The 13,447-nt window shown below is 49.2% G+C and carries 14 protein-coding genes, 4 pseudogenes and 1 riboswitch; of the genes and pseudogenes, 12 read left to right on the forward strand and 6 right to left on the reverse strand.

The window, feature by feature from the left end:
• Nucleotides 1-280: 280 nt before the first annotated feature.
• Nucleotides 281-604: pseudogene (locus tag FFI90_RS19935) on the forward strand (transposase); the annotation flags it as partial.
• Here FFI90_RS19935 and FFI90_RS19940 read toward each other — a convergent pair.
• On the reverse strand, nt 557-1,726 hold the full coding sequence (locus tag FFI90_RS19940; protein WP_144780532.1) for an IS30 family transposase: 1,170 nt from the start codon (nt 1,724-1,726) through the stop codon (nt 557-559). The pseudogene FFI90_RS19935 and the gene FFI90_RS19940 overlap by 48 nt on opposite strands.
• 64 nt (nt 1,727-1,790) lie before the next feature.
• On the opposite strand from FFI90_RS19940, the pseudogene FFI90_RS19945 reads away from it, so the two are divergent.
• The 9 genes and pseudogenes from FFI90_RS19945 to FFI90_RS19985 form a co-directional block, all read left to right on the forward strand.
• Nucleotides 1,791-2,681 (forward strand): annotated as a pseudogene (locus FFI90_RS19945) (IS3 family transposase); the annotation flags it as partial.
• 346 nt (nt 2,682-3,027) lie between these two features.
• Nucleotides 3,028-3,684 (forward strand): hypothetical protein, encoded by a 657-nt coding sequence (locus FFI90_RS19950; protein ID WP_144780519.1) that lies wholly within the window; start codon nt 3,028-3,030, stop codon nt 3,682-3,684.
• 100 nt (nt 3,685-3,784) lie between these two features.
• Nucleotides 3,785-4,150, forward strand: coding sequence for an IS66-like element accessory protein TnpA (gene tnpA, locus FFI90_RS19955; protein WP_144780520.1), 366 nt, complete (start codon nt 3,785-3,787; stop codon nt 4,148-4,150).
• On the forward strand, nt 4,147-4,482 hold the full coding sequence (tnpB, locus tag FFI90_RS19960; RefSeq protein ID WP_144780521.1) for an IS66 family insertion sequence element accessory protein TnpB: 336 nt from the start codon (nt 4,147-4,149) through the stop codon (nt 4,480-4,482). Before tnpA ends, tnpB begins: the two co-directional genes overlap by 4 nt.
• A gap of 75 nt (nt 4,483-4,557) precedes the next feature.
• A pseudogene (gene tnpC / locus FFI90_RS19965) lies at nt 4,558-6,089 on the forward strand (IS66 family transposase).
• A gap of 137 nt (nt 6,090-6,226) precedes the next feature.
• Complete coding sequence (locus tag FFI90_RS19970) at nt 6,227-6,502, forward strand: metal/formaldehyde-sensitive transcriptional repressor (RefSeq protein WP_144780522.1); 276 nt, start codon at nt 6,227-6,229, stop codon at nt 6,500-6,502.
• Between the two features lie 30 nt (nt 6,503-6,532).
• Nucleotides 6,533-7,471, forward strand: coding sequence for a CDF family Co(II)/Ni(II) efflux transporter DmeF (dmeF, locus tag FFI90_RS19975; RefSeq protein ID WP_144780523.1), 939 nt, complete (start codon nt 6,533-6,535; stop codon nt 7,469-7,471).
• A gap of 59 nt (nt 7,472-7,530) precedes the next feature.
• Nucleotides 7,531-7,701, forward strand: a riboswitch (yybP-ykoY riboswitch).
• Nucleotides 7,702-7,707: 6 nt separating this feature from the next.
• Nucleotides 7,708-8,265, forward strand: coding sequence for a manganese efflux pump MntP (gene mntP, locus FFI90_RS19980; RefSeq protein ID WP_144780524.1), 558 nt, complete (start codon nt 7,708-7,710; stop codon nt 8,263-8,265).
• A complete protein-coding gene (locus FFI90_RS19985; RefSeq protein WP_144780525.1) occupies nt 8,241-8,588 on the forward strand; it encodes a hypothetical protein in 348 nt (115 codons plus the stop codon). Before mntP ends, FFI90_RS19985 begins: the two co-directional genes overlap by 25 nt.
• Nucleotides 8,589-8,681: 93 nt before the next feature.
• Here the strand turns inward: FFI90_RS19985 and FFI90_RS19990 are convergent, their stop codons facing one another.
• On the reverse strand, nt 8,682-8,948 hold the full coding sequence (locus FFI90_RS19990; RefSeq protein ID WP_144780526.1) for a type II toxin-antitoxin system Phd/YefM family antitoxin: 267 nt from the start codon (nt 8,946-8,948) through the stop codon (nt 8,682-8,684).
• A 45-nt stretch (nt 8,949-8,993) separates the two neighbouring features.
• Between FFI90_RS19990 and FFI90_RS19995 the strand changes: the two genes are divergently transcribed.
• Entirely contained in the window at nt 8,994-9,215 is a 222-nt protein-coding gene (locus FFI90_RS19995) for a nucleotidyltransferase family protein (protein WP_425463117.1), read from the forward strand.
• An 83-nt stretch (nt 9,216-9,298) separates the two neighbouring features.
• On the opposite strand, the gene FFI90_RS20000 is transcribed toward FFI90_RS19995, so the two are convergent.
• The gene (locus FFI90_RS20000; protein ID WP_144780528.1) at nt 9,299-9,541 is read right to left on the reverse strand and encodes an AbrB/MazE/SpoVT family DNA-binding domain-containing protein; all 243 of its coding nucleotides are present in this window, start codon (nt 9,539-9,541) and stop codon (nt 9,299-9,301) included.
• Between the two features lie 947 nt (nt 9,542-10,488).
• Here FFI90_RS20000 and FFI90_RS20005 point away from each other — a divergent pair.
• Entirely contained in the window at nt 10,489-10,701 is a 213-nt protein-coding gene (locus FFI90_RS20005) for a helix-turn-helix domain-containing protein (RefSeq protein WP_144780529.1), read from the forward strand.
• A 21-nt stretch (nt 10,702-10,722) separates the two neighbouring features.
• On the opposite strand, the pseudogene FFI90_RS20375 reads toward FFI90_RS20005, so the two are convergent.
• The 3 genes and pseudogenes from FFI90_RS20375 to FFI90_RS20020 form a co-directional block, all read right to left on the reverse strand.
• A pseudogene (locus FFI90_RS20375) lies at nt 10,723-10,863 on the reverse strand (IS66 family transposase); the annotation flags it as partial.
• Between the two features lie 136 nt (nt 10,864-10,999).
• On the reverse strand, nt 11,000-11,983 hold the full coding sequence (locus tag FFI90_RS20015; RefSeq protein WP_144780530.1) for a GTP pyrophosphokinase: 984 nt from the start codon (nt 11,981-11,983) through the stop codon (nt 11,000-11,002).
• Nucleotides 11,980-13,074 (reverse strand): nucleoid-associated protein, encoded by a 1,095-nt coding sequence (locus FFI90_RS20020; RefSeq protein ID WP_144780531.1) that lies wholly within the window; start codon nt 13,072-13,074, stop codon nt 11,980-11,982. The genes FFI90_RS20015 and FFI90_RS20020 overlap by 4 nt, the downstream gene beginning before the upstream one ends.
• Nucleotides 13,075-13,447 lie beyond the last annotated feature (373 nt).

The raw sequence follows: 13,447 nt of genomic DNA on the forward strand, positions 1-13,447 counted from the left end.
GATCCTTCGCCAGATCTCGTGCAAAACGTGTTATGCCTTATTATGACAGCTACACTCACAAACGGGGTATGCTATAGTTATGTGCATTTTTAAGCGGGGAGATCGAGAGATGGTTGGTCCAAAAGTTATTTAGTCTTAGCAGCTTGCGGCACTTCGTTCTTTAGAGCAGGTAACACATCAACGCCCGAATAATAAGGAGTCACTTTCCTTAATTGTAGTGGTTCAATGATTCCGGACACCAACGTAGGTGGTAATATTGCCGCCATAAGCGAGGTGTCTGATGACCAGAAAACGGCGATCTTTTACGTCGGAGTTCAAGCAGGAAGCAGCCTGTCTGGTGCTTGACCAAGGATACACTGTTGCCGAAGCCAGCCGCTCTTTAAATGTCGGCGAAAATGCCCTCAGGCGATGGGTAAAACAGCTTTCAGAAGAGCGTGGCGGTATCACGCCCAAGTCCAAAGCACTGACGCCGGAGCAGCAGCGCATCCAAGAGCTGGAGGCTCGGTGTGAGCGCTTGGAACGAGAGAAATCGATACTAAAAAAGGCTACGGTGAGTTCAACCGGTCAACGCAAATATGCTTTGAAGCTTTTCAGCAGGTGTAAGGTAGTTGAGTGTCTTCCTCGGCCGCTCATTCAGCTTCCTCGAAAATGCATCTAACTCCTCCTGAGAATAACCCGATATATCAGTCTTTTTTGGGAAGTACTGGCGCAATAGTCGATTCGTATTTTCGTTGCTACCGCGTTGCCAAGGGCTTTGCGGGTCACAGAAATAAACCTGCATGTCCGTCGCAAGTGTAAATGCCTTGTGGTTACCCAGCTCTCCACCTCGATCCCACGTCAGGCTTTTTTTCAGTTCCTCCGGGAGACGGCCAACCTCTCTACAAAGTGCCGAAACAACGCTCGTCGTATCTTTGCCTGCAACGTGAACCAGCATAGTAAATCTAGACTGTCGCTCTACAAGCGTTGCAATATGAGAGTTCTTAGATCCGGAGATCAGATCTCCTTCCCAATGGCCTGGAATGGCCCTGTCTTCAATCTCTTTTGGCCGGGCACGGATAGATACTGCGTCTGAGATACTGGTGCGAGCCCCTTCTTCTTCAGAGCTGCTGTGCCGTGATCTGCGCATACTGCGTCTTGAGCGGAGATGTTTAATAAGTTCTTTCTTCAGAACACCTCTGGCTTGAATAAAAAGACTCCGGTAAATCGTTTCGTGGGACACATGCATCGACTTATCATCCGGGAACTGGCGTTTTAACCAGCCTGCTACTTGCTCCGGGGACCAGTCAAGACGGAGCTTTGATGCGACGATAATCTGTAGTACCTCATTCAGTGCGAGCGAGCATTTCTTAGGTCTTTTTGACTGCATCCAAGCACGCTGGTCCGCTAAGTTCGCTCGGTACTCACTTCTCCCGCCGTTACGATGTATTTCCCGGCTGACAGTTGATGTAGATCGTCGGATCTGGTCTGCAATCTGGCTCAAACTCAGGCCAGCTGATAGGCCCCGTGAGATCTCCTCTCGCTCGCCTGTGTTGAGCACTCTGGCAGATCTCGAACGCCCAAGTGGAGCAATACCACCATGGATCGCAAGCATTCCAGTGATCGACCCTGCATGCTTTCCCAGGGCTCTCCCAATCTCACTGAGTGACTGACCTTTTTTCCACCGCTCCCAAAGCTCCTGTTTCTGCTGCGGCGTTAGTCCTCTGGTTTTTGAAACGTGCGGTTGCATCATGAAAACCCCGGTGAACACCAAAGTGCATTATGTTGCACTGACCGGTTGAATCTACCACCGCTCTCTTGATGTCGGACGAGATGAATCGTACGCGCTGATAGACCAGTTGAGTGAGCAGGAGCCGATTGAGATGGTCTGTAAAGCGTTTGAAGTATCAAGGTCCAGCTATTACGACTATCGCCGCAGGCGGTCCGTGGTGGATGCCAAGCGAGTGGTTCTGCGAGCCGATGTGAACCGGATCTTTCGCAAGAGCCGAAGCTCAGCGGGAAGCCGTATGATCACCACCATGCTTAATGAAGAAGGGGTTGTGATCGGACGCTTCAAGGTTCGCCGCCTGATGAGTGAGCTGGGACTGATCTGCAAACAACCTGGCCCACACGCATACAAACAGGCCACTGTGGAAAGGCCAGACATTCCAAACCGGCTGAATCGTGAGTTCAGCGTCAGCCACCCAGACCAGGCGTGGTGCGGTGACATCACCTATGTATGGGCGGGTCAGCGCTGGAGCTATCTTGCGGTTGTTCTGGATCTTTACGCCCGCCGGGTCGTTGGCTGGGCGCTATCAGACCGGCCTGATGCCGAGTTGGTGGTGAAGGCATTGGATCATGCGTATGAGCAGCGAGGAAAACCGACTGGGGTTCTGTTTCATTCCGACCAAGGCAGTCAGTATGCCAGTCGATTATTCCGTCAAAGGCTCTGGCGATACCGCATGGAGCAAAGCATGAGCCGCCGGGGAAATTGCTGGGACAATTCTCCGATGGAACGGGTCTTTCGCAGCCTGAAGAGCGAATGGATTCCTTCACTCGGATATCGATCAATTCCTGATGCAAGGAAGGATATTGGCGACTACCTGATGGACTACTACAACCGGCAGCGTCCTCATACATTCAATGGTGGCATGACACCTGTGGTCGCTGAAGAAAAACTTAAAATACTGTCCGGGATTAGTTGACCACTACAAATCGACCTCGGGCCTTCTAAGTAAGTACCCCCAGGATTCTGGGTTATATCGAACAACTCCACTGCTGCATCTCTTTGAAAACTTTTGCTTTCTCCCAATAAAATTTCAACCGCTTCATGAGGCCCCCAAACTTGTCCTCCTGACCAGCGTCTCTCTGCAAAGCCCTTATCAGCCTCTCTGGACAATTTCAGAGTAATCAATCTTCTCGTTCTTAACTAAACTGCGAAATCGCTTGGTAGCAATTTGGCCTATTCGCTACAAAAACAAAAGCAGGGTTGACCGAAAGTTAGTTCGTTAGTAAGTTAATTACTAAATTATCGTATAAAGGTACGCAAACATGGCCAGGCCGGAAAAATACTCAGAAGATGACTATCTCACCTGGGTCGAATCGCAGGTTATAAGCGGGCGCTCCGTTAAAGACATCACGGTATCTGAGTTGCAGAAAGCCGTGGGTGGTAAATATTCGCGATGCCAAGAAGTGCTGACGCAGGCACGGGATAAGTTTGTTGAACAGCAGAGTGATTCAACACCGCCTATGCCGGTCTGGTTCCGCGATTTTGTAACACGGCTTTCGGAGCAGGCCCGTGAGGCTGCTGAAGCTCAGTGGTTTAAAGTCGGCAGAGGCATTAATGAATCGATCAAAGACGCCACGGTGATTTTCGAGGATCGACAGGCGGACTACGAGTCTCGGTTGTCAGAGCAGTTGGATCAAATTCGAGCCTTGGAGGCAAACGGTGATGACCAAGCGACTCAAATCGAGCAGTTGCAAGCCCATCTGTCGAAAGCCCTCAGTGAAGTTTCTGATCAAAAGTCAGACAATGCTGGCCTGAAGTCTGAAATCTTTGGCTGGAAACAGCAAAAAGCTAATTTTGATGTTCAGCTTTCTACGGTTCGGGAAGACCTAAAAGCAGCAGAGCGTGCTTTGGCAGAGGCTCGGTCTGAGCGGGATATTCTGAAAGGAAAAGTCCAAGCCTATGAAACGTCAAAGACATAAAATATAAGCGCCCCACCTGTAACCGTCCGGCTAACCCATCTTGAGTGTGATGCCGAAGCCTTCAAGATAGTGTCCACTTATTCTTTAGTGGACACTATCTATGAACAACGTAAGCGTAACCCGCCCTTACCGAAAGCGCCGTCGACACGCTCCGGAATTTAAAGCTCGGCTGGTGGCCGAGTGCCACAGACCTGGAGCTTCTGTTTCCCGTATTGCCCTGGATAACGACCTCAACGCCAACCAACTTCGGCGCTGGATCAGAGAGTCGAAGCAAGACGATGGAAGCCAAGCCCCAGCCTTTCTACCGGTTCGTTTTCCAGCGACGGCCGGGCATGCCACGAAGCCTGCCGATAAGAGTCACACCATTCGCATCGAGATTCCGCGAGCCGGCGGCCCGGTTGTGGTGGAGTGGCCCGCCGACCAAGGTCAGCAGTGCGCGGCGTTTCTACGCGAACTGTTGCCATGATCCGCATTGATGAGATCTGGCTGGCCACAGAACCCTTGGATATGCGGGCCGGACCAGATACGGCGTTGGCGCGTGTCGTTCAGGTGTTCGGCTCAGCCAGGCCTCATTGTGCGTATCTGTTCGCTAATAAACGGGGCAACCGAATGAAAGTGTTGATCCATGATGGTTTAGGCATCTGGCTCTGTGCCCGTCGATTGAATCGGGGCAAGTTCCACTGGAGTGAAACCTGGCGTGGCAAACAACTGCTATTAACGGACGAACAGTTGGCCGCACTGGTTCAAGGGCTTCCTTGGCAGCGCCTTGGTGCCGCCGGTGTAATCTCGGTTCTGTAACCACAAGCCGGTTACCCAGACCATCATCAGAATGGCGAATCGTCACAGTGGCCGTGGCTTGGGATACTGTTCTGCATGTCACAACGTCCCGACCTTAATCAACTCTCCGCCGATCAACTCCGTGCCCTAGTCACGGATCTGTTCGATCGCGTAGAGAATAAGGATCGAGCACTCGTACACCGCGATGCAGTCATTGAGAAACTGACCCCATCCTTAAACGCCACAAGTTCGCCCGTCGCAGCGAACAACTGGATGCGGTTCAAGGCCGCTTGCTGGATGAGTTGATCGACAGCGACATTGCTGCCATTGAGGCTGAACTGGCACAACTCACAGCGGCCGAAACACCGCCCAAGCCAAAAGCACAACCCAAGCGGGCTCCACTGCCACCGGAGTTGCCCCGCACCCTGGTCCATCACGAACCCGAGAACACTCAGTGTCGCTGCGGCTGCCAGCTCAAGCGCATAGGCGAAGACGTCAGTGAAAATCTGGATTACGTGCCGGGCGAGTTTACCGTGGAGCGCCACATCCGCGGCAAATGGGCCTGTGAGCAGTGCGAAACCCTGACCCAGGCACCGGTGCCTCCGCAGGTTATCAATAAAGGCATTCCTACCGCCGGATTACTGGCCCAGGTTCTAGTGGCCAAGTACTCGGATCATCTACCACTGTACCGCCAGGTACGCATCTTCGGTCGTGCCGGCCTCGCCATCCCGCGCTCTACGCTGGCGGAGTGGGTGGGCGCTTGCGGTGTGCAGTTGCAGCCACTGGTGGATGCTCTGAGAAACGCCCTGTTGGAACACACCGTCTTGCACGCCGACGAAACACCGGCCAGCATGCTGGCTCCGGGCAAAAAGAAAACCCACAGGGCCTACGTCTGGGCCTACTGCACCACACCGTTCTCGGATCTTAAGGCTGTCGTTTACGACTTCGCCCCGACCCGGGCCGGTGAGCACGCCCGCACCTTCCTGGGTAACTGGCAAGGCAAGCTGGTCTGCGACGATTACTCGGGTTACAAGGCCGGCTTCGGCAACGGCATCATCGAAATCGGTTGCCTGGCCCATGCTCGTCGAAAGTTCTACGACCTGCACCAGGCCAACAAAAGTCAACTGGCGGCACAGGCCCTGGAATACATCGGTCAGCTTTATTAAATCGAGCGAGAAGCTAAAGGCCTTCCTCCAGACCAGCGACAACGAATAAGAGACGAAAAAGCCCGACCCATTGCAGACGCCCTGCATCAATGGATGTTGGCACACCGACAGAAAGTGCTGGATGGTTCCGGCACGGCCAGGGCTTTGGATTACAGCCTCAAACGTTGGGTAGCGCTGACGCGTTATCTGGACGATGGCGCGGTGCCCGTCGACAACAACTGGGTGGAAAACCAGATCCGCCCGTGGGCGCTGGGTCGCTCCAATTGGTTGTTCGCCGGTTCACTGAGAAGTGGCCTACGCGCTGCTGCCGTGATGACACTGATCCAGACTGCCAAACTGAATGGGCACGATCCTTATGACTATCTAAAAGATGTGCTGACGAGATTGCCGACGCAGAAAAACAACGCCATTAATGAACTGCTACCGCACATCTGGACGCCGGCGGTCACTGCCAAGGAGTAATGGCTGGTCGCTTACGTTTTTGTCTCATCTCCCAATTTTTCAAGTCGTTTTTGGGTGGCCAACCCCTCGCTTATTCAGCCACCCTTGTATAGGGCGGGTGGGTATGTGATCATTCGCATAGGTAAGGGGGGTATCCTATGAGTCATATAGCATCGAAAAAAGACGATCTGCTCAAGCGTGTGAAGCGCATTGCTGGGCAAATTCAAGCTGTTGAAAGGGCATTGGATTCAGACCATGACTGCGCCAAGACCCTCCATTTGGTGGCTGCCACACGAGGTGCCATTAACGGGTTGATGGACGAAATCATCGAGGATCACGCTAGGGAGCATGTTGCTAACCCTGCGCTTAGCGATGTAGAGCGCTCCAAGGGTGTCGAAGAGCTTCTCGAAGCTATCCGGCGCTATTCCAAGTGATAAAAGCAGGCAACTCCAGGAACGCTTAAAATGCACAATCATCAGCTCGATCAATGGCAACACGATCACGTTTTCGGCCAAGATCGAAAACGCTCGGGCGAAACTCGCACTCTCATCGTCGTCGGCCTGACCCTCACTATGATGGTTTGGGAGATTCTGGCCGGTATTGTCTATGGTTCGATGGCTTTGTTGGCCGATGGGCTGCACATGGGGTCCCACGCGGTAGCATTGGGCATTGCTGCATTCGCGTATGCCTACGCACGTAAAAACGCAGGCAACAGGCAGTTCTCGTTTGGTACAGGCAAGGTCAATGCGTTGGGCGGATTTACTGGAGCTGTCCTGTTAGCCGGTTTCGCGCTCTATATTGCGATTGAAAGCATTGGACGTTTTATTGATCCGGTCATCATATCCTTCAATGCAGCAATCTTTGTCGCGGTGATTGGTCTGGTGGTCAATGGCGTTTCGGCCTGGTTACTCGGTGGAGGAGATCACGATCATGGACACAACCATGATCACCATCATCACGGCCACCACGATCACAATCGTCGGGCCGCCTATTTTCACGTTCTCGCCGACGCCTTGACCTCAGTGTTGGCGATTGTGGCTCTGCTGGCAGGTAAATATGCAGGTTGGAACTGGATGGACCCATTCATGGGGCTCGTTGGCGCTGCATTGATCACGCGTTGGTCATGGCTTCTGCTCAAGGAGACTTCCAGCGTGTTGCTCGATCAGCAGCGTAGCGATCTGGAAAAAAATGTCAAAAACGCGATTGAGGACGACGATACACGAATCAGCGATCTTCACATTTGGAGCATCGGCCCCAACATCCATGCAGCTATTGTTTCTGTTGTTTCGCACGAACCGGAATCGCCTGATTTTTACAGACAACGCATTCAGGCTCGCTGCCACACCTTGATGCATATAACCGTGGAGCCACAGCGATACACTGTGGAGTCTGAACCTAAGTAGGCAGGAACAAAGCCTAATCTTGGTTTGTGGTTTGTGGTTTCTGAGAATGACTGCTAACCTTGCGTTTCTTTGGGGAGTAGCCTGCTTCCGGTACTCGGAAGAGTTCGTATCAACATACCTGGCCACATGCCATGGTACGGACACCTCTCGGTTGGCGAGACCATCGATATATTCATGCCTGAGGTCGGGCGTGTGGATATATCGTGGACTCAACATGCCCGACCGGAGATATCTAATTGAATCCAATTGCCCTCATTTTGCTTGCCTTTGCTATGTCCACAGATGCCTTTGCCGCTGCGATCGGCAAGGGTGCAACCCTAAAAAACCCCCGCTTTTCCGAAGCACTCAGAATGGGGCTGATTTTCGGGACAATCGAAGCAATAACCCCTTTGATAGGCTGGTTGATCGGTAAGTCGGCGTCATCTTACGTAGACGCTTGGGCTCACTGGATAGCATTCTCCCTATTGGTGGCTCTGGGCTTACACATGATTTATGAAGGTATGAAACCCGGTGTGGAAGATATAGAAAAGCCATCTAGACACTCCTTCCTCAAAGTTTCTCTCACTGCATTCGGTACTAGCATTGATGCCATGGCGGTAGGCGTCGGACTGGCGTTTATAAACGTTAATATCTGGATAGCGGCTGCTCTGATTGGTTTGGCGACGACATTCATGGTGACTCTGGGAGTGATGTTAGGGCGAACTGTTGGTTCATTGTTGGGTCACAGAGCGGAAATCTTTGGTGGTCTTACGCTCATCGGAGTCGGCGTATGGATATTGTCGAGCCACATTTAGTACCCACGATACCGGTAGCTTCCCTTGCCTTAACAACAGGGGGAACACGGTGCAAGATGGAATCGCCAGTCGGTTACAATCCCTCTGCTAAAATGAGCAAAAATGGACTCAGGAGACCGCATATGGTCATTGAATTTGTAAGGAAGAGGTTAAAGCGTTGTCTCTCCCAAGAAGAGAGGGAAATCATCGAGCTGCTAAACCACAGCTCCATAATGTCCATGAGGGTTGTCGGTCGTGGAGCATTGATGATGGATTTGGATGAAGCCCGAAGCGCCATGGTTAAAGACGTTTTTGGTGAAAAGTCAGAGACAGAGCCACTTTAATCATGCATGCTCTTCTACTGGAGTTTCTGACTATTTTGCCTTACAGCAGCGTCTTGCCATTTCTACCTCCACTTTCCTTCTGTCACAGCGCTTTCATGGATATGGTTTTGAACTCACATTTTGAAGCCAGGCATCACTGAGCCCCATTTTTTCTTTCAGTGCTGCTGGGTCCTCGGTTTCAGCAAGTAAGGCCAAGCCACGTTCGAGCAGTGCTGGGCTGAGCAAGTAGCCAATCGTTTTTCCCCTCTTAGTAACAGCTACGGTGCCATCCTGAAAACAACGGGTCGGACTGCGACTGAAATTGCTAACCGTCACTGTTTGTTGCACTGGCAGGAGTGCTGGAGATTGTTGGTGGGCCATCGAATACTCACTCCTTTGAACACTTTTTCACTATTAGAAGGATTTTTGTTTGTAAGCGTGTTTGGCTCGGTTGCTCGTGGAGATGACGGCGATACCAGTGATCTAGATTTACTGGTGGACCCACTACCCGGTGCCACATTGTTGGATCTGGGCGGCCTTCAGGATGAGCTTCAGTCACTGCTAAAAGTAAAGATTGACCTGGTTACGCCAGGCGATTTGCCTATAAGAGTCAGGGCAAACGTAATAAGTGAGGCAAGACCCGTATGAAAGATCTATAAGCCAAAATGCACCCGGCTCACATCAGATTAATACTGAAACTTGGAAGGTGGGTTGTCCGGGTTCTAACCAATTTATTGCTTCTCTCCATGGTCTCTCATGAAATCTCCTGAAACACCTTCTCCGTCAAACCAAGCATCCCAATCTTCTGGATCAGTAACGGGATCCGTGGGTCGCTCGAATTTCTTTACTGAACCTTTCAGTCTCTCCAGGGGCTCCGACTCGCAGGGGAGCGGCCCTGCCAACTCGTCCGCGTGGGCTCCGTAGGGGGTCAGGTCTTTAAGTAGCTCCTGTTCTGTTAGTCGTTTCTTTTTCATGGGAGCCTCTCGCTTCAAGACTTTTTTCTAGTGTACCAAACCGGTAAATCCATGCATCCAACAACAACGCCAGGCTCAAGATGAGACCACCGGACGGTTACGGTCTACGCCCCCTGAGCCTGATCTGTAGCCCCTCCGCCAAAAGGACCGAAATAATTGAAATAATGAGGGGCAAAGTAGACTTCAGAGATTTTTATTAGCCTTTCGACAGACCCATTCAAACTGTCCCTCCAACTCTGATTCGAACTCTTCGGTAACGGCCCCCGTTAGATACCAAGAAATGTCTAGACCGGCCCTACCAAATTTCATGTCACTAATCGTCAGGAACACTTGATGTTCTTCAAGCTTACTGCCCAAGCTTTGAAGGAACCAGGCAACAACGGGAATTTCTGCTTCAGCGGGGAAATAAGCAAACGTAATTCGGTGAAAGTGGCGCACGATGTATGATTCACCTATAAGTAACCGAGCATGTCTGAGTTGCAATCCAGCGTAATCGCGAACGCTATTGCTTCCTTTTGGAACCCATTTTCCTAGTTTCAGCTTCTACGCTCTAAAAATAGCCCGTCGACTATATTGAAAGGGTATCCCCAAAAACGCGGCTCAAGAAACAAAATACCCCCTCCAGATGGATCTTCCTCCCTGCGAATGAGCTTGCGAGATTTAAGCGTCTGTATCTGCATATAAATTTGCCAAAACAAATCTATATCAGGTGCCAATGCGCACTCCCCTGATCGGGATGAATACTCAACTCGCAGTCCGTGTAGCTTGAACCCACGACTAGGAGGTTCGGTCAGAATCTCATACAAGGTCTTGTCGATCGAAAGTAATCGCTGAGACATATTTTCCCTCTAAATAATGAATGATATCCATTATCATAAAATGGGTATTATATGCCGTGGACTGGAGAGTTCAAGGACGAAATAGTCTTGCCTCGTCCGGAGGCGACAATGTGCCACATTAAAAAGAGATTTGGTCAAAATCTAAGAACGATCCGAAAATCCAAAGGATTTTCGCAAGAGCATCTGGCCTATGCCGCTGGAATGGACAGAAGTTATGTCGGCAAGGTGGAGCGCGGGGAAGTGAACCTGACTATTGAAAAACTTTACCTACTCGCCAAAACTATTGGGTGTTCACCCAAAGACCTTGTTCCAGAAGACTAGATCTTCGGCGTTGCTGGCTGGATGTTTTGTAAGCGCTGTCCAGCGTCTAAGACTGTACTCCAAAGCTCTGGCCGTACTGGAGCCATCCGGCACTTTCTGTCGATGCGAAGGCATCCATTGATGCAGAGCATCGGCAATTGGCCGTGCTTGTTCATTTCTGATTTACTGCGCAGATCCAAACGTGGATTCTGAACAGGTGCGGACTCCAGCGTTACATGTTCTAGTAGCTACAAGCGATCTATACCTAGCAACCAACGCCCACACGACACTATGTTTCTGAACCATTGATAATCCGGAGCTACTCATCCCACGTACTGACTCCCACGTCGTTCGCCAGTGGCTCCAAAATTTCTTTTGGCAGTGGCCAATCCCGAAGTAAACGCCTCCTCTTTCTTTTCAATAGCCAGTATACGAAAAGTACAACACTCTGTTGATATAAATTAGAAAAATGGTATCTCGATTTTATCACTTCGGGGATGTGGGGATTACTTTCAACAAAACGCTGGATGTTATCGATCAAACATTCATCTAGGAATTGTTCAAATGCATCCCATATCACAATTGATGATTTCTGATTGTGTGGCTTATACCCAGTAATACCTGTGTAAATTCCATCTAATCTTTGGGGAATAGCATGCTCTTGTGCCGGTCCGAAATTCAACTGCGTCGTAACATCAGCAAAAAATTCGTCAGTTGTTTCAATGAGAGCCATACTTTTGGCCACCGTCCGGTGAACAGCGGGCTGAACAGTTCTTTTAGATTTATAAATCGCGTCATGCGTTAACTCTGCATGCGCGTGCTGCAATAGCGTGCGAATTTGAACTTCACAAGCTGTCGAGCGAGGAATGTTAACACCATCGAACTCAAGGTCGATTTTTGGCCGGAGAATATAATGAACTGACTGGTAAGTGAACAGTAATGGCTCTTTCGCTCTATCTTCATCAAAATGCTTACAGCGATCAAATTCCCAAATCTTCTCACTTTCAATGATTTTGCATATCGAACTAATATCTTCTAGCAGTAATACTATGAATCTAACTCCAACTTTGTCTTCAATTTGGGCATACGGATCCGAGTAGTTTTTACCTGGCCGGTAAAATGCTTTATCAACTAAAGAGCCATCATCTTTGAGTCTAACACTAGGCAGAACCTTGAAGAAATCTTTGGGTTCTATCTCGCGATCTTTAATCTTTTGAGTAATAATTTCAACGAGATACCTTCCCCAAGCTTTATAGACAGGCTTTTCAGTATGCCATTTTTCTACAAATTCTGATTCATTCATTCTTGCTGCGTTATCCTGTCTTTGACTATTACCTTAGTCCAGACTTGAGGCGCACCAGATTCGTCCAGGTCGCCCTCAATTGATTCAATATAAATGTAGTTTTTAAAAACTTCAGAGGGTGCACTAATCTTTACATTCTTACTGAAACTTACTTTCCTAAATTTCAGTTTGGATTCTATATGCTCATTATCTTTAGTGAATGAGCTGGTTGGCAAACCAACTTCTTCCATATACGAATTGAATGAATCTTGGGTATCAACGTCAAAGTAAGTCGCTGCGAATTCGGATGGGGTAATTGTTGAAGAGGTACTAACTTTTAAATACGTAGTCAATGCATTGTAAAGATCGCTCTTCTTCTCCGAGGAAACTGCCATTCCATCAATGAATGAGCTTGCTGCTTCATAGAACTTTTTAGTAGTTCTGGCGCTGGTTTCGGGATATCCACAACCTAAGAAATCCGAATAGAAATATTGAGCCGCTGCCTTTCCATCAGTTTGACTTATCTGATAATCAGATACCATAACCGTCCATTTTTTATTCAAATCTTCGATATCATCTCCATACCCATCTTTTTCGAAAAATGCCGCAGTTTTATATAACCTTGTTCCTGGCGTCAAAAGAACTTCTTCCACAAATTTTAGAGATATTTCTTTAGTATTCGGATCTTCTTGTTTCTCATAAGCACTGTGAATCTCCGCCTTTATGATGCCCAAGAACCTTTTTTTCAGGTGCCCTTGCTTACCTGTAAAAACAACTAAAATTCCACCTGGGATCGATTTTCGCTGTTGGGCGTCCGTCAACTTTTTGGCGAAATCGTATGATGATACCGCAAAGTTCGCTTCATCCTGAGATATCGTGCTGTTTACGAGATAAGATAGATCATCAGCTCCTTGGTCTACCACTTGCATTTGGACTGCTTTAGAACCCTCCCCAAGCGCATCTCGTACTCTAGATTTGAATTCCTCCATCGCGTTACTGTCGAATCTCGTATATTCGTGACTCTGCAAAGGTGCTCTTTTGTTTCCATCTTGATCCCTTCGATAAACTTGATGGATAATTATCCTATCAATTTCCATATTTATTAACTGCATCACGACCTCTGATAGTTAAATAAAGCTCTATAGAGCTAGTCTTACAAAGACATTTCCTATCGTTTTCTACCTGCTCAGAAGTGGTACTCACCATCATTGAACCAGAGTAGACTTATTTGCTCGAAATCTTAGCAAATGAATACTTTTCTAGCGAAAAAATCAAGGATGAAACCTACAAACTTGCCCCCGAGAAAACCCAAGGCACCAAACATTAGTGTCAAAAATCCTACCCCAAACTGAGTCTGCCACAACCGGACCATCAGTTGAACGTTCAGGTCATCTGAAATTCTAGCGGGAATATACCGACTACGCCGTGAGCACGAGTGGGACGTTTTTGACAAGATAGTCAGAATTTATGGTAAATCAGTAAAAC

It is taken from the genome of Marinobacter maritimus (genome assembly GCF_007671675.1).
Classification (GTDB): Bacteria; Pseudomonadota; Gammaproteobacteria; order Pseudomonadales; family Oleiphilaceae; genus Marinobacter; species Marinobacter maritimus.

Bases quoted from the DNA above. Each gene is read 5' to 3' on its own strand.
- FFI90_RS19940 (WP_144780532.1), bottom strand. From the start codon at position 1,726: ATGCAACCGCACGTTTCAAAAACCAGAGGACTAACGCCGCAGCAGAAA.
- FFI90_RS19950 (WP_144780519.1), top strand. From the start codon at position 3,028: ATGGCCAGGCCGGAAAAATACTCAGAAGATGACTATCTCACCTGGGTC.
- tnpA (WP_144780520.1), top strand. From the start codon at position 3,785: ATGAACAACGTAAGCGTAACCCGCCCTTACCGAAAGCGCCGTCGACAC.
- tnpB (WP_144780521.1), top strand. From the start codon at position 4,147: ATGATCCGCATTGATGAGATCTGGCTGGCCACAGAACCCTTGGATATG.
- FFI90_RS19970 (WP_144780522.1), top strand. From the start codon at position 6,227: ATGAGTCATATAGCATCGAAAAAAGACGATCTGCTCAAGCGTGTGAAG.
- dmeF (WP_144780523.1), top strand. From the start codon at position 6,533: ATGCACAATCATCAGCTCGATCAATGGCAACACGATCACGTTTTCGGC.
- FFI90_RS19985 (WP_144780525.1), top strand. From the start codon at position 8,241: ATGGATATTGTCGAGCCACATTTAGTACCCACGATACCGGTAGCTTCC.
- FFI90_RS19990 (WP_144780526.1), bottom strand. From the start codon at position 8,948: ATGGCCCACCAACAATCTCCAGCACTCCTGCCAGTGCAACAAACAGTG.
- FFI90_RS20000 (WP_144780528.1), bottom strand. From the start codon at position 9,541: ATGAAAAAGAAACGACTAACAGAACAGGAGCTACTTAAAGACCTGACC.
- FFI90_RS20005 (WP_144780529.1), top strand. From the start codon at position 10,489: ATGTGCCACATTAAAAAGAGATTTGGTCAAAATCTAAGAACGATCCGA.
- FFI90_RS20015 (WP_144780530.1), bottom strand. From the start codon at position 11,983: ATGAATGAATCAGAATTTGTAGAAAAATGGCATACTGAAAAGCCTGTC.
- FFI90_RS20020 (WP_144780531.1), bottom strand. From the start codon at position 13,074: ATGCAGTTAATAAATATGGAAATTGATAGGATAATTATCCATCAAGTT.